Here is a 13,796-nt window from a genome sequence, read left to right as displayed (position 1 = left end):
CCTCCCCCTGCCTGTTCTCGTCCGCTTCTTGCTGGCCACTACACTGCCGGGCCAGTTTCATGACGGGGTCCCCCAACTGTCACAGCGGTGTCACAGGGCGGGGCCGCCCCCGCACGCCGGGGATGCGCCGATCCCGCTCCGCGAACGACGGTCGAGATTCCGGGCACGTATGCGCCACAATGACCGGCGTGGCTTTCCTGTTGCTGATCGAGGACGACGAGGCGGTTCGGACGGCCCTGGAGATGAGCCTGACTCGCCAGGGGCACCGGGTGATGACCGCCCCGTCCGGCGAGGACGGCCTCAAGGTTCTGCGGGAGCAGCGCCCCGACCTCATCGTGCTCGACGTGATGCTGCCCGGGATCGACGGTTTCGAGGTGTGCCGGCGGATCCGGCGGACCGACCAGTTGCCGATCATCCTCCTCACCGCCCGCAGCGACGACATCGACGTGGTCGTCGGCCTGGAGTCCGGCGCGGACGACTACGTGGTGAAGCCGGTGCAGGGCCGCGTCCTCGACGCCCGCATCCGCGCGGTGATGCGGCGCGGCGAGCGGGAGTCGAACGACTCGGCGACGTTCGGGGCCATCGTCATCGACCGTGCCGCGATGACCGTCACGAAGAACGGCGCCGACCTCCAGCTCACCCCGACCGAGCTGCGGCTCCTCCTGGAGCTGAGCCGCCGTCCCGGCCAGGCCCTGTCCCGTCAGCAGTTGCTGCGGCTCGTCTGGGAGCACGACTACCTGGGCGACTCCCGGCTCGTCGACGCGTGCGTGCAGCGGCTGCGCGCCAAGGTCGAGGACGTGCCGTCCTCCCCGAAGCTCATCCGCACCGTCCGGGGTGTGGGCTACCGGCTGGATCCGCCTTCGTGACGGCCGAGGGCGGTGTCAGGGGACGGCTGCGCACACTGCTGCGGCTCACCAGCCTGCGGCTGCGGCTGGTGACGGTGTTCGCGCTGGTCGCGCTGGTCGCGGCCGTCTCCGTTTCCGGCATCGCCTACTGGCTGAACCGCGACGCCGTCGTCACGCGCGCGCAGAACGCGGCGCTCGGCGAGTTCCGCAAGTCGCTCGCCGACAACGCCGGCGCCCTCCCCGACGACCCGACCTGCGACGACCTGCGCGGCATGGCCGCCGCCGTCGCGAACAACACGCTGGAGTTCGACGTCGTCCTCCTCGACGACCGCGCGGGCGAGCCGGCCTGCGCCGCCGAGTCCGACCCGGCGGCGTTCGGCGAGCCGATGATCCCGCAGAGCCTGCGCGAGGCGGTGGGCCAGCGGCGCGGCGACGAGAAGGACGAGGGCGCGCCGTTCCACATGTACTGGCAGCGCGTCTCGGTCGGCGGCGAGCCGTACCTCATCGGCGGCACGCGTGTCCTGGACGACGGCCCGACCGGCTACATGCTCACCTCCCTGGGCTCCGAGAACGACGACCTGACGTCCCTCGCCTGGTCCCTCGGCGTCGCGACGGCGCTCGCCGTCATCGGGTCCGTGCTGCTCGCGCAGGCGGCGGCCCGTACGGTGCTGCGGCCCGTGCAGCGGCTCAGCGACGCGGCGCAGCGGCTCGGCGAGGGCCGGCTCGACACGCGTCTCGAGGTGCGCGGCGCGGACGAGCTGGCGCAGCTCACCCGCACGTTCAACGACGCCGCGGCCTCGCTGGAGACGCGGGTCGCCGAGCTGAGCGACCGGGAGTCGGCCAGCCGCCGGTTCGTCGCGGACATGTCGCACGAGCTGCGCACCCCGATGACGGCGATCACGGCCATGACGGAGGTGCTTGAGGAGGAGATCGACACCCTGGACCCGATGATCGCGCCCGCCGTGCAGCTCGTCGTCAGCGAGACGCGCCGCCTCAACGACCTCGTGGAGAACCTGATGGAGGTCACCCGCTTCGACGCCGGCACCGCCCGCATGGTCCTGGACGACGTGGACATGGCCGACCAGGTCACCGCGTGCGTCGACGCCCGTGCCTGGCTGGACGCGATCGACCTGGACGCGCCGCGCGGCATCATCGCCCGCCTCGACCCGCGCCGCCTGGACGTCATCCTCGCCAACCTCGTCGGCAACGCCCTGAAGCACGGCGGGTCCCCGGTGCGGGTGACGGTGCGGGAGGAGGTGTCCGCGCGGGGCGCGCAGGAAGTGACCGTACGGGTCGCCGACCGGGGTCCCGGCATCCCCGAGGAGGTGCTGCCGCACGTCTTCGACCGGTTCTACAAGGCGAGCGCGTCGCGGCCGCGGTCGGACGGCAGCGGGCTCGGCCTGTCCATCGCGCTGGAGAACGCCCACCTGCACGGCGGCGAGATCGAGGCGGCGAACGGCCCCGGGGGCGGCGCCGTCTTCACGCTCCGGCTGCCGAAGCGCCCCCTCCCGGCCGAGGACATCGACGGGGAGGAGCCGGACGACGACGGCGCCGCGCTGCCGGACGTACGGGTCCCGCGCGGCCGTACGGCGCCCGACGACGCGGACGGCCCCGCCGGAGCCGGCACGGCGGCGCGTGCGACCGGTGACGGGAGCGACGACCGGTGACCCGCCCCCGTACCGCCCGGCGCGTCCTGACCGCCGGGGCCACCGTCCTCGTCGCCGCGGCGACGGCCTGCGGCATACAGCCGACCGACGTCCCCGTCGACGCGGGACCCGCCCCGTCGCGTGCCACGTGCGACGCGCCCGCGTCGGACGGCGGCGACGAGTCGGAGGTGTACCTCGTGTGCGGCTCCCACGTGAATCCCGTCCTGCGCGACCTCACCCTGCCGCAGCCCGCGGCCGAGGACGGCGCGCACATCGCGAGCATCCTGCTCGCCGAACTCCAGCACGAACCGGACGAGCCGGAACGCGACGCCGGGTTCCGCAGCGACGTGCCCGTCGACCTGACGGTGTCCGGTCCGGTCCCGACCGACCCGGCGGGCACCCTGCGGCTGAGCGAGCACCCCGCTGACCTCCCGGCGTCCGCGCTGGTGCAGATCGTGTGCACGTTCTCGGCCAACGAGTCGCTGGGCGACGGCTGGACGATCCTGCTCGGCGGCCCGCCCGGCAAGGGGCCGACCCGGCCGAAGACGTACGCCTGCTCCACCGCGAACCGCGCCAGCCCGGAGGGCACCGGCAGCATCGGCCACCGCCCGTGACGCGCCGCCGCTGACCCGCGTCCGGCCGTTCCGCACATCACACCGGCGCGCGGAACCGGGTGCGGGGAGCCGGCGTCATGGAGTGCGTGCAGCATCACTCCGCGGGCTCCACCGCGCCGGGCGTCGTCCCGCGCGTCCGGCTGGCCGCCCTGGCACTCCTGGCCCTCCATCTCACTGTCGTGAGCTGGCTGGTGCTGCGTCCCCTGCCCGTGGTGTGGGTGCCGCCGGGGAACATGACCCCGTTCGCCACCATCGCCGACGACCTCGCCGCGGGACCCCGGGAGGCGGTCCGCACCCTGAGCGGCGGCATGCTGCCGCTGTCACCGCTCGGCCTGCTGCTGCCGCTGCTCGGCCACCGGCTGGGCGGGACGCGGTTCGGGTCGCTCGGGCGCACGGTGTTCGCGGGCGGCATGATCGCGCTGGCTCTGGAGTACGGCCAGTCCTGGGTGCCGAGCCGGGTCGCCGACATCGACTCGGTGATCCTCAGCACGGCGGGCATCGCGCTCGCGCACCAGCTCGGCTACCGCTGCCTGCGCCGCCACGCCCTGGACGACGGCGAGCGCGGCTGGGACCGCGGCGAGCAGCCGGTCGACCCGCCGTTCCCGCACCCGGGGACACCGCCGGTGGCCCACCGGGTGGCGTCCCCCCGCTGCCCCGCCACACCGGCCACGGACAGGGCGCAGGGCCGGCACGACACGTACTCGGCACCGCTGACCCGTATGGCGGCCTGACGTACCTGTCAGGCGCGCCGCAGATGACGGTCGAGGATGGCGCGCAACGGCTCGGCGACGTCCGCTCCGTCGAGCCCCTGCTTGGGCAGTATGCCGAGGAGGGTGCCCTTCTTGTCGGCGGCGAGCAGCACGAACAGCCGCGGGCTCTCGGCGTAGCAGGACACGGATCCCCAGGTGCACCAGCGTCACGCTGCCGTCCGTGGCGCGCCGCCCGCTCGGCGACTGGCAGAGGGTAGCCCCGGCACGTCGGCCCAGAACGACCGGAAGCGCGCCAGCGGTCACATGGTCATCAACTGTTCACCCCGACGTCAGCGCACGACGTCACCACAGGTCGTCCAGAGCATCGATCAGACGGCGGAGTTCGCGCCCCCTGCGGCGCGACATCGCCAGGATCACGGCTTCGAGGGAATCCCGTGCCTGGTACGGGTCGCCGCAGCACTCCCAGATGGTGCAGCCACGGGCTTCCGTGTCGAGGAAACGGTGGCGCGGGTCGTGGACGAACTCGCGCCAGAGGCGGAGCGCCGTCGCGGTGTCGCCGGGGGCGAGGTGGCCCCGGGTCCGTTCGATGTGGCGGATCTCGGCGTGCGCGGCCGAGGTCAGCCCGGCGATGCGGGGCTCGCGGCCCTGGCCGTGGCGGGACGCACGGGGCTGTTCGGCGCGCAGGCGCCCGGGCCGGTTACGCGGCACGGCCCTTTCGGTCGCAGGTCATACGACGATCCTCCCACGGAAGCCGGGGAGGCGGGAGAGGCGAGGGGGAACGGCCGGGAGACCCAGGTGGGTGGAAGCGGGTCTCCCGGCCGTCGTCGAGGGGGTCAGAGCGGGAGGGCGCTGCCGAGGACCTGGTTGGTCGGCAGACCACCGAGGAGCTGGCCCACCGGGTCACCGCCCTGCGTGGCGGACAGCGTCTCGTGGGCGCTGGTCACCTGGCCCGCGCCGGCGAGCATGTCGGACCCGGACTCGACGAGCTGGCCGCCGGCCGGCAGGGTCCGCGCGACATCGTGGGCGGGGAGGGTGCGCACGACACCGCTGGCGGTGTCCTGCACGCCGCCGACCGGGAGGCCGGACGCGGCGGCGGTGCCGGCGGCGGTGGCGACGAACGCGGCGCCGAGGGCGACGGTACCCAGGGACCTGGCGGTTGACTTCTTCATCTTGGATGACGTCCTTGTGTGGGGTTTTCTTTCGAGCGGCGATGGGGACGGTAGCCAGATCCACGCCCTCGCCGCAATGAATCGAAATGCGCTGTGGCGTCCTCGCCCGCCGGGTCGTGCTATCCCCGCACCGGCCACGCACTCGACCACATCGTCCCAGGTCAGTGGCCCACTGACGCCCCGGTGGCGAACAGCCATTCGGAGCGCAGGGCGGCGTATCCGGGCTTGATCACGTCGTTGATCATGGCGAGACGTTCATCGAAAGGAATGAACGCGGATTTCATCGCATTGACCGTGAACCACTGGAGGTCGTCCAGGGTGTAGCGGAAAGTCCGGACCAGCCGGGTGAATTCCCCCGTCATGCTGGTCGCGCTCATCAGACGGTTGTCCGTGTTGACGGTGACGCGGAAGTGGAGCCGCCGCAGCAGGCCGATGGGGTGCTCGTCCAGCGAGGCGGCGGCGCCCGTCTGCAGGTTGGACGTGGGGCACATCTCCAGCGGCACGCGCGTGTCGCGGACGTACGCGGCGAGCCGGCCGAGCCGCACCGATCCGTCGTCCGCGACCTGGATGTCGTCGATGATCCGCACGCCGTGGCCGAGACGGTCGGCGCCGCACCACTGGAGCGCCTGCCAGATCGACGGCAGGCCGAACGCCTCGCCCGCGTGGATGGTGAAGTGGTTGTTCTCCCGCTTGAGGTACTCGAACGCGTCGAGGTGCCGCGCCGGCGGGAACCCGGCCTCGGCGCCGGCGATGTCGAAGCCGGCGACGCCCCGGTCCCGGTAGCGGTTGGCGAGTTCGGCGATCTCCAGGGCGCGCGCCGCGTGCCGCATGGCGGTGAGGAGGGCGACGGCCCGGATACGGCGGCCGGCCGCGGCGGCGCGGCGTTCCCCCTGGCGCAGGCCCTCGTCGACGGCCTCCACGACGTCCTCCAGCGCGAGCCCCGCGCCGAGGTGCTGCTCGGGGGCGTAGCGGATCTCCGCGTAGACGACGCCGTCGGCGGCCAGGTCCTCGACGCACTCGGCGGCGACCCGTACGAGGGCGTCGCGGGTCTGCATGACGCCGGTGGTGTGCGTGAAGGTCTCCAGGTAGCGGACGAGGGAGCCGGAGTTCGCGGCGTCCCGGAACCAGGTGCCGAGGCGTTCCGGGTCGGTCTCCGGCAGGGAGCGGTAGCCCTGGGCGTCGGCGAGTTCGACGACGGTGGCGGGGCGCAGGCCGCCGTCCAGGTGGTCGTGCAGCAGCACCTTGGGGGCGCGCAGGATCTGGTCGGGCGCCGGGAGGTTCTCACGCGGTGTCGTCACGCCCGCACTCTAACTCCTACGCGCGTAGAAGCCCGTGGCGGAGTGGACCCGGCCATGCCGGCGTCAGCCGGTGAAGGACTCGGGACCGAGACGCCCCCACGCGAGGAACACGGCCAGGCAGAGGTAGAGCACGTCGCCGGCGGTCGTGACCCGCTCGCCACTGCCGCGTGCAGGATCAGACCGATCGCCGCCAGCAGTTCGACGGCGCCGATGGCCCTGACGGAACCGGTTCTGAACTCCAGGACCCACTGCGAGGAGGAGCCCATCGCGGCCGGCTTCTCCGCCGGCACGACCATCTTGGAGCTTCCCACCAGGCAGGCGACGGCCAGTACTTCCGGCGGTGATCCACAGCGCGACGTCCATCATCTGCTCCCTGTCCGGGGTTCCTGCACTCGGGACGAGGCAGCGGCCCGGGCTGTGACACGCCCGGCCCCGGACAGTGGTGCGACGCCCTGCGGAGTGATCAGGGGGTCTGCGCCGGGGCGCCGGTGAGACGGCCGCGGCGGCTCAGCAGGAACTTCTTGAACGCGGCGACCGGCGCGGTGTCCGGACGGCCGATCGGCCAGGCGACCCCGATCTCGCGGGCGGCGCGCGGGGCGGTGACGGCGAGTTCGCGGACCTCGGGGCGCGGCACCGTGGGCGGCGGCAGGAGCGCGACGCCGAGCCCGGCCGCCACGAGGCCCCGCAGCGTGTCGGGTTCCTCGCCCTCGAACGCGATGCGCGGCCTGAACCCGGCCCGCTCGCACAGCGCCTCGGTCAGCCGGCGCAGCCCGTACCCCGTCTCCAGGGTGACGAACGGCTCCTCCGCCGCCTCGGCGAGCCGGACGCGGCGCCGCCCCGCGAGCCGGTGGTCGGCCGGGACCACGAGGTGCAGGCGCTGCTCGTCGAGCCGGCGCGTCACGAGGTCGGGTTCGTCGGGGACGGGCGAGGTGAGGCAGAGGTCCAGCTCGCCGGACCGCATGCGGTCGATCATGTCCTCGCCGTAGCTCTGGACGAGGGAGAACCGTACCCGCGGGTAGTCCTTGCGGAAGTCGCGCAGCAGCGCGGGCACGGTCTCGGGGCCCATCGTGTGCAGGAAGCCGAACGCGACCCTGCCGGCCGCCGGGTCGGCGTCGGTGCGGACGGCCTCGGCGGCCCGTTCCAGGTCGGCCAGCGCGCGCTCCACCGCGCGGGCGAGGTCGCGGCCCGCGCGCGTGAGGGAGACGGTCCGGCCGTGCCGCGCGAGGAGTTCGACACCGAGGTCGGCCTCCAGGCGCGTCATGGCCCGGCTGACGGTGGACTGCGGGACGCCGAGGTCGCGTGCGGCCCCGGTGATGTGCTCGCGGCGCGCGACGGCGGCGAACTGGGCGAGCCGCGGGCTCAACCGCATGGCCCAGGAGTCGGGTTCGAGGTCGGCGGCCGGTCCGGGACGCTCTCCCTCGGGCCGGCGCCGCCGCGTGTCGCGGAGATCACGTGTGTTGCCGGACGATGACATGCCCGCCCCTCATCTCGCTATATGCACCAGTGCATCAATAGTGGCAGATCCGTGCATTGGACGCATCGAACCGGCGGTTCTACGTTTGCCGTATGCCCACCGCAGCAAAGGGGAAGGTCGCCACCGCGACCGGCTCCGAAACGCCCGTCCCGACCACCACTTCACACGTGCGTACGTCTCCGAAGGCCGGCCACACCTCCCGGCTCTCCCGCTCCGTCCGTATCCGTCTCGCCCTCTTCGCGCTCGGCCTCGCCGCGTTCGCGATGCTCTTCTCGACCCAGGCGCTGCTGCCCGACCTGTCGTCCGGCCTCGGTGTGGGCGCCGACGCCGCGAGCTGGACCGTGTCCGCCACGACGATCGGCCTCGCCGTCGCGGTGCTGCCGCTGAGCACCCTGTCCGAGCGGTTCGGGCGGCGGCGCATGATGACGGTGTCGGTCGCGGCGGCCGTGGCGCTCGCCGCGGTGATCCCGTTCGCGCCCGACCTGTCGACGCTGGTGGTCCTGCGCGCGCTCCAGGGCGCGGCGATCGCAGGTGTCCCGGCGTCGGCGGTGGCGTACCTCACGGAGGAGATGGCGCCGCGGGCGGCGGTCGGCGCCGTGGGCCTGTTCATCGCGGGCAACAGCGTCGGCGGCATGACGGGTCGCGTGATGACCGGCTGGGTCGCCGAGGCGTACGGCTGGCGCGCCGCGCTCGGCGCGGTGGCGGTGATGGGCCTCGTCGCGGCCGTCGCGTTCCGGCTGCTGCTGCCGCCGTCCCGCAACTTCTCGCCCGCTCCGCTGCGGCCCCGCCTGGTGCTGCGCACGGTCGGCGGCCACCTCTCGCGCCCGCTGCTGCTGCGGCTGTACGCAATCGGCGCGCTGCTGATGGCGGCGTTCAGCGCCGTGTACACGGTGATCGGCTTCCGGATGGTCGAGGCCCCGTTCAACCTGTCGGCGGGGCTCGCCGGCTCGGTCTTCGTGGTCTACCTCGTCGGCACCGTCTCGTCGTCGATGACCGGTCCGGCCCTGGGCCGGCTGGGGCGGCGCGGCGCGCTGTACCTGGCGATCGCGGCGGTGGCGGCGGGTCTGCTGCTGACGCTGGTGGCCAGCCTGGTCGCGGTGCTGGCGGGCCTGGTGCTGCTGACCGGCGGGTTCTTCTTCGGCCACGCGGTCGCCTCGGGCTCGGTGAGCCGTACGGTGACGCACGGCCGGGCGCAGGCGTCGGCGCTGTACCAGGTGGCGTACTACCTGGGTGCCAGCGCGGGCGGCACGACGGGCGCCGTGCTCTACCACGCGGCGGGCTGGCAGGGGCCTGTGCTGTTCGGCCTGGCCGCGCTCGCGGTGACGGCGGGGATCACCCTGTACGCCACGCACCGGGCGCGCGGGGAGCGCCGTGCGCTGGCGACGGCCGCCTGACGGCGCGCCCCGGGGAGGCCGGGCCGTCCGCTCCGTACACCGGGGCGGGTGGCCCGGCCTCCGCCATGGTTGTGGCCCGGACGGGCCTGGTGCGAAGGTGCTGTGAGTGGAGACGTACGCGACGGCCGAGAGCCTGCCGGGCCACGAACGCCCGTCCTTGCGGCAGCGCGCCGTCGGTCCGTGGTCCGGGCTGCTGCACAGCCTGGGCCTGGCGGCACTGGTGGTCTCCGAATGGCTGCGGCACCACGTCGGCAGTACTGACGCCGCTTCCCTGGCCATCGACCCCTACCTGCGCGATGTCACGGTCGCGCGCGAGGACCTTCTCGGCTACGGCGCCTACCGCTGGGCGTCCGATCTCTTCGAAGCGGTCTGCGTCGGCGAACCCCGCGCGGGACTGTGGGCCGCCGTGTACACGGCGCTGCTCGTACGGCTCAATCGCCACGGTCCCGCCCGTGCACAGCACACACTGTCCATGGTGGCCGGCGGCTACTGCCTGCTGGGCTTCCTCGCGGGGCTTCCGCTGCTGGTGCCGATCGGGGCGGGCTTCGTGATCCTCCCGGTGGTGTGCGCCGGCGTCATGTGGCTCGCCACCCGCTGACGCCCGTCACTCCCGGCCGGCGGAACGGTGCTCCACGGTGCAGACCAGCGTGCGCCCGCCGTTCACCAGCCAGTACCAGTACTCGCCGGTGTCCGTGGCCGCGCGGGCGCACCGCGGCCCGTCGGTCACCTCCGCCGCGTCCTGGACGCCCGTGACCCGCAGCACCCGGTCGTACCCCTCGGGCAGGTGGGGCGCGTCGCAGTCCACCACGGTCAGCAGCCCGGCCTGCACGACCCCGTCGTCCCCGTCGTCGGCGGTGCGGCCGAGCATGCAGTCCCCCGGCTCGAACTGCCGCTCAAGGCACAGGGCCACCGTCTGCACGCCCCACGTGTAGGACCAGAAGCTCCGCCCGGCGCCCTCCGGGCAGTCGGCCGTCTGCGCCAGCACGTCCGTCACACGCACATGCGCCTCGGCCGCGTCGCAGCGGACGCGGGCCGGGAGATCGCTGCTCCACTCGCCCGTGCCCGTGTCGTACACCGCGAGGCAGTCGCCGGCGCGCACGGCCGCGAACGCCTCGCCCGTCGCGTCCTCGGGCGGCTCGGGGTCATCGCTCGGCGCGGGCGCGGGCTGCGGCGTCGCGGGACGCTCGGCCGGAAGCGCCATGAGGTCGCCGTCGCCCAGCACGTTCGGCAGCACGAGGGCGGCGAAGGCGACGAGCGCGACCACGAGCAGCCAAGCGCCGCCGCGCCCCTCGGTGTTCACAGTGTCCGCTTACCCTTCACACGCCGTCCTGAAGCGTGACACGACGGCCACTCCGCCACACCGCGCGCACGCGCTCCGACAGCGCGCCGGTCGCCAGGCCGGTGCCGGACAGCAGCACGAGGTCGGCGCGCTTCCCGGCCGCGATCTCGCCCCGGTCGCCGTCGAGGCCGAGGAGCCGCGCGGCGTCCAGGGTTGCGGCGCGCAGCGCACGGGCCGGGCCGAGCCCCGCCGCGTGCGCGAGGTGGTCGATCTCGCGGAGGACCTCGTCGTGGGGGCGCACGGGGTTGTCGGTGCCCATGGCGACCGGGACGCCCGCGGAGGCCGCGAGCCGTACGGAACGCCGGTGCGCCTCGGCCGCCTCCCCGTCGCCGTCGCCGCTCTGGGTCACGGAGAGGGTCGGCACGAGCCACGTCCCGGACTCCGCCATCGCCGTGACGGCCGCCTCGTCCAGGAAGGTGCCGTGCTCGACACTGCGCGCCCCCGCGCGCGCCGCCTCCTCCGCGGCCCGCGCGCCGTGCGCGTGCACCATGACGCCGCGCCCGCCCTGCCGGCGGGCCTCGTCCACGATGGCGGCCATCTCCCCGGGCGTGATCTGCGTGTCGGTGACCCCGAGGCCCGCGCTCAGCGACCCGGTGGCGGTCACCTTGATCCAGTCGGCACCGGCGCGCACCATCCGCCGCACCACCGCACGCGCGCCGTCCTCGCCGTCGAACACCGGGTCCGGCATCGCGGGGTCGCCGAAGAAGTCGAACGGCCCGGTCCGCGGCGACCAGTGGTCGCCGATGCCGCCGGTCGTGCAGACCTGCCGCAGCGACAGGAGGACCTCGGGTCCCTCGATCCAGCCGCGTTCCACGGCGAGCCGCACGCCCGCGTCTGCGCCCCACGCGTCCCGCACGGTCGTCACACCGCGCCGCAGCAGCGTGCGCAGGACGGGCACGGCCGAAAGACCGCGCGCCGACCGGGGCAGTCCGAAGGTGTCCTGCCGCGTGGCGGCGAGCGCGACGTGCGTGTGGCAGTCGACGAAGCCGGGCAGCAGCAGGCAGCCCGACGTGTCCACGGCCTCGTCGCCGTCCAGCGAGCCGGTGCCCGCACCGACGGCGGTGATCCGTCCGTCCCCGATCACGATCTCGCCGGGGCGCACCTGCCCGGTCGCGGCGTCGAACACGCTGCCCCCCGTCAGCAGCACCCTGCGGGCAGCGGACGGGTACGGCTGAGCCGGGGACATGAGGGCCTTCCGAAAGGGGGGACGGCGGCCATCCTATTCACGACCCGACCCCGGTCCCGTGGCGGTCCGCCCGCGCAGGTAGTTGCGTCACGGGCACTGTAAGCCACGCGTTCCGTGCCATGGCTCCGGCAAGGTCAGCGCGGTGCGTCAGCCGCCAGGAGAGCATGCGGTGGTTGAGGTGTCCGTACTGAGTTCGAGGCAGCAACGAAGCTGGTCCTCAGCCGCCTGCACTGCTCCCATCAGATCGCTGTTCAAGGGTGCTGGCGCTGTCCCCATACCAAGTCCAGAGGCGTGGACCGTACTGGTCAGAGCGCTGTGCTGGCTGGCTGTCAACGCGTTTCTGAACTGTGAGTGCGCGAGGGTGTCACGGGCCGCGTAGGCGTCGGATCGGGCCATGGCGAGGACGTCCCTGTGCAGTTGGTGCGTCCGTTCGTCGTCGTGGTCCGCTGCCAGGATCAGCGCGGAGATACCGACTCGGGTGAGGAAGACGGTTGTGCCGGGGGCGGGTTGTTGCCGCAGCGCGAGGATGGTGTTGAGCATCTCGTCGATGTGCGTCGCCGGTGCGGAACCGGTGCCTCGACAGAGGACACGCAGCAGGCTCTGTACCGCTTCTTCCCACGGTTCGGAGGGCCGGCTCGTCTCGACCAGCCTCCTTGCTTCGTCGTGCCGTCCGTTTTGAACGAGGGCGAGGATGGTGATCTGCCGACCGTCGAGGAGCCGGGCGCCGACACCGTGGTGGGTGGCTGCTGCTTCGGCGGCTTCCTGCCAGCGGCCGGCCTGGACCAGGGCACGGGTGCCATCGGCCAGGAGCGCCGTCCACGTCAGAGTGCACACGGTCTTGTGGTCGTCCGTGGTGCTGGTGAGCGTGTGCAGAGCGACGGTCCGTCCGGCGATCTCGACGGAGGACCTGTCGCGGGCCGCACGGAAGAGAGCTTCGAGCGTGATGTAGGCGCTGTTGCCGTCGCCTTCGCGGATGAGCTGCCGGGCGATGTTGAGGATCGGCTGGAGAGCGAGCTTCACCGCCCACGGGGGAAGCGGCCGAGCCTGGGCGAACACCCTGTATTGAGACCAGCACAAGGCGCGGGCGAGGTCGGGGAGGGCGCAGTCCGAGGCGATGAGGGCCGCCTTGTTGCAGATCTCGGCGGCGCGGACGGCCTGTTCGTAGACATCCCCGATGGCGGGTCGCATGGCCAGGTCCGTCAGCTGGGAGATCCGGGCGTCAAGGGGGAGCGCGGGAGGGCGAGGCCGTTGGATGAGTGGGAACCAGGACAGGAGCGACCCCATCATGCCGAGGCTCCCTGTGCGCTCTGGTCGTCGATGGAGGGGTCCGGACCGAAGACGACGGCTTTGGCGCCGGTGGCAAGGGTGGCCTGGGTCGCGTGCGGGAGACCGATCCGGTTGAAGGCGAAGATGATGTGGTGGGCCAGCACGGCACGCGGTCCGCGATGAAGCCGACCGGCGGACGCGAGGGCCGCGAGATCGTGGCCTGCGCTGGTGAAGGCCTGCGGCCAAGCGGCGGGAACAGTGAGCGGGGCGCCTTCACGGGTGAGCTGGGTGATATCGGCGGTCATCAGGTGCCGCAGACCGTCCCGCAGCCTTTTCAGGCGGTGGTCGGGCAAGGCTCGGGGAGGGTCACGGTGGTCGGCCACGCGCGCCCAGACGTCTCCCTGTTCGTACCAGTCGAGGCCGGCGGCGCGGAGCAGCGCCGTGCACAGCAGGATCGACAGTTCACGGCGATGCGGTCGGCCCGGGTGACGGGCGAGGTGGTCGACCAAGTGATGGCTGTCGAGGGCGAAGAGCCGGTGGGCACTGGTCATGGCCTCCGGTCCGCCGAAGGCGTGGATTTCCGGCTCGTAGATCGTGGGGGTGACGAGAGCGAGGTGGTGGTCGCGCTGAAGGGAGCCGAAGGTATGCAGGAGGTGGTCCTCAGCCGCAGTGGGGTCGCCGGGTGGTTGGTAGCGGAAGCGCCAGGAAGGGTTCTTGCGGAGGAAGAACCAGGGGCCGATGAAGCGAACGGTCTCGGCGGTGGCCAGGCGCGGGGCAAGGTGGGTGAGGACCGTCTGCTCGGCGGTGGCCCAGTCGCCGAAGGTGATGGTGATCTGCCGCCAGGTGGTGTCCATG

At 73.1% G+C, this 13,796-nt stretch carries 15 protein-coding genes; 6 read left to right on the top strand and 9 right to left on the bottom strand.

Annotation, left to right across the window (positions count from 1 at the left end):
- The first annotated feature begins 188 nt into the window (after positions 1-188).
- The 4 genes from EMA09_RS17675 (at position 189) to EMA09_RS17660 (ending at position 3,836) form a co-directional block, all read left to right on the top strand.
- Positions 189-866 (top strand): response regulator transcription factor, encoded by a 678-nt coding sequence (locus EMA09_RS17675; protein ID WP_206305959.1) that lies wholly within the window; start codon positions 189-191, stop codon positions 864-866.
- Positions 863-2,512 carry a HAMP domain-containing sensor histidine kinase gene (locus tag EMA09_RS17670; RefSeq protein WP_240796447.1) on the top strand — a complete coding sequence of 550 codons (1,650 nt, stop codon included), beginning with the start codon at positions 863-865 and terminating at the stop codon, positions 2,510-2,512. The genes EMA09_RS17675 and EMA09_RS17670 overlap by 4 nt, the downstream gene beginning before the upstream one ends.
- Complete coding sequence (locus tag EMA09_RS17665; protein WP_129841991.1) at positions 2,509-3,105, top strand: hypothetical protein; 597 nt, start codon at positions 2,509-2,511, stop codon at positions 3,103-3,105. The genes EMA09_RS17670 and EMA09_RS17665 overlap by 4 nt, the downstream gene beginning before the upstream one ends.
- An 86-nt stretch (positions 3,106-3,191) precedes the next feature.
- Positions 3,192-3,836 (top strand): VanZ family protein, encoded by a 645-nt coding sequence (locus EMA09_RS17660; protein WP_168220752.1) that lies wholly within the window; start codon positions 3,192-3,194, stop codon positions 3,834-3,836.
- An 8-nt stretch (positions 3,837-3,844) separates the two neighbouring features.
- Here the strand turns inward: EMA09_RS17660 and EMA09_RS28430 are convergent, their stop codons facing one another.
- The 5 genes from EMA09_RS28430 to EMA09_RS17635 all read right to left on the bottom strand — a co-directional run bounded on the left by EMA09_RS28430 (position 3,845) and on the right by EMA09_RS17635 (position 7,651).
- Complete coding sequence (locus EMA09_RS28430; protein WP_168220751.1) at positions 3,845-4,000, bottom strand: hypothetical protein; 156 nt, start codon at positions 3,998-4,000, stop codon at positions 3,845-3,847.
- Positions 4,001-4,157: 157 nt separating this feature from the next.
- Positions 4,158-4,523: a hypothetical protein gene (locus tag EMA09_RS17655; RefSeq protein ID WP_129841989.1), complete on the bottom strand. Its 366-nt coding sequence runs from the start codon at positions 4,521-4,523 to the stop codon at positions 4,158-4,160.
- A 125-nt stretch (positions 4,524-4,648) separates the two neighbouring features.
- Positions 4,649-4,984, bottom strand: coding sequence for an ATP-binding protein (locus EMA09_RS17650; protein ID WP_129841988.1), 336 nt, complete (start codon positions 4,982-4,984; stop codon positions 4,649-4,651).
- 161 nt (positions 4,985-5,145) lie between these two features.
- The gene (locus EMA09_RS17645; protein WP_129841987.1) at positions 5,146-6,282 is read right to left on the bottom strand and encodes an adenosine deaminase; all 1,137 of its coding nucleotides are present in this window, start codon (positions 6,280-6,282) and stop codon (positions 5,146-5,148) included.
- A 463-nt stretch (positions 6,283-6,745) separates the two neighbouring features.
- Positions 6,746-7,651 (bottom strand): LysR family transcriptional regulator, encoded by a 906-nt coding sequence (locus EMA09_RS17635; protein ID WP_240796682.1) that lies wholly within the window; start codon positions 7,649-7,651, stop codon positions 6,746-6,748.
- Between the two features lie 197 nt (positions 7,652-7,848).
- Between EMA09_RS17635 and EMA09_RS17630 the strand changes: the two genes are divergently transcribed.
- Positions 7,849-9,150: an MFS transporter gene (locus EMA09_RS17630; protein ID WP_129841985.1), complete on the top strand. Its 1,302-nt coding sequence runs from the start codon at positions 7,849-7,851 to the stop codon at positions 9,148-9,150.
- A gap of 106 nt (positions 9,151-9,256) precedes the next feature.
- Positions 9,257-9,748, top strand: coding sequence for a hypothetical protein (locus tag EMA09_RS17625; protein WP_129841984.1), 492 nt, complete (start codon positions 9,257-9,259; stop codon positions 9,746-9,748).
- Positions 9,749-9,754: 6 nt separating this feature from the next.
- Here EMA09_RS17625 and EMA09_RS17620 read toward each other — a convergent pair whose 3' ends face one another.
- The 4 genes from EMA09_RS17620 to EMA09_RS17605 all read right to left on the bottom strand — a co-directional run bounded on the left by EMA09_RS17620 (position 9,755) and on the right by EMA09_RS17605 (position 13,795).
- Entirely contained in the window at positions 9,755-10,450 is a 696-nt protein-coding gene (locus EMA09_RS17620; RefSeq protein ID WP_129841983.1) for a hypothetical protein, read from the bottom strand.
- 16 nt (positions 10,451-10,466) lie between these two features.
- Entirely contained in the window at positions 10,467-11,675 is a 1,209-nt protein-coding gene (locus EMA09_RS17615) for an amidohydrolase family protein (RefSeq protein ID WP_129841982.1), read from the bottom strand.
- 147 nt (positions 11,676-11,822) lie between these two features.
- Positions 11,823-12,863: a hypothetical protein gene (locus tag EMA09_RS17610; RefSeq protein ID WP_206305958.1), complete on the bottom strand. Its 1,041-nt coding sequence runs from the start codon at positions 12,861-12,863 to the stop codon at positions 11,823-11,825.
- Positions 12,864-12,958: 95 nt separating this feature from the next.
- A complete protein-coding gene (locus EMA09_RS17605) occupies positions 12,959-13,795 on the bottom strand; it encodes a thiopeptide-type bacteriocin biosynthesis protein (RefSeq protein WP_129841980.1) in 837 nt (278 codons plus the stop codon).
- Between the last annotated feature and the right edge of the window lies 1 nt (position 13,796).

This window comes from Streptomyces sp. RFCAC02, from assembly GCF_004193175.1.
Lineage (GTDB): Bacteria > Actinomycetota > Actinomycetes > Streptomycetales > Streptomycetaceae > Streptomyces.
The sequence above is the reverse complement of the archived record's forward strand: the minus strand, read 5'-3'. Positions and strand labels throughout refer to the sequence as shown.

Bases quoted from the DNA above. Each gene is read 5' to 3' on its own strand.
- EMA09_RS17650 (WP_129841988.1), bottom strand. From the start codon at position 4,984: ATGAAGAAGTCAACCGCCAGGTCCCTGGGTACCGTCGCCCTCGGCGCC.
- EMA09_RS17635 (WP_240796682.1), bottom strand. From the start codon at position 7,651: ATGCGGTTGAGCCCGCGGCTCGCCCAGTTCGCCGCCGTCGCGCGCCGC.
- EMA09_RS17630 (WP_129841985.1), top strand. From the start codon at position 7,849: ATGCCCACCGCAGCAAAGGGGAAGGTCGCCACCGCGACCGGCTCCGAA.
- EMA09_RS17615 (WP_129841982.1), bottom strand. From the start codon at position 11,675: ATGTCCCCGGCTCAGCCGTACCCGTCCGCTGCCCGCAGGGTGCTGCTG.
- EMA09_RS17610 (WP_206305958.1), bottom strand. From the start codon at position 12,863: ATGCGACCCGCCATCGGGGATGTCTACGAACAGGCCGTCCGCGCCGCC.
- EMA09_RS17605 (WP_129841980.1), bottom strand. From the start codon at position 13,795: ATGGACACCACCTGGCGGCAGATCACCATCACCTTCGGCGACTGGGCC.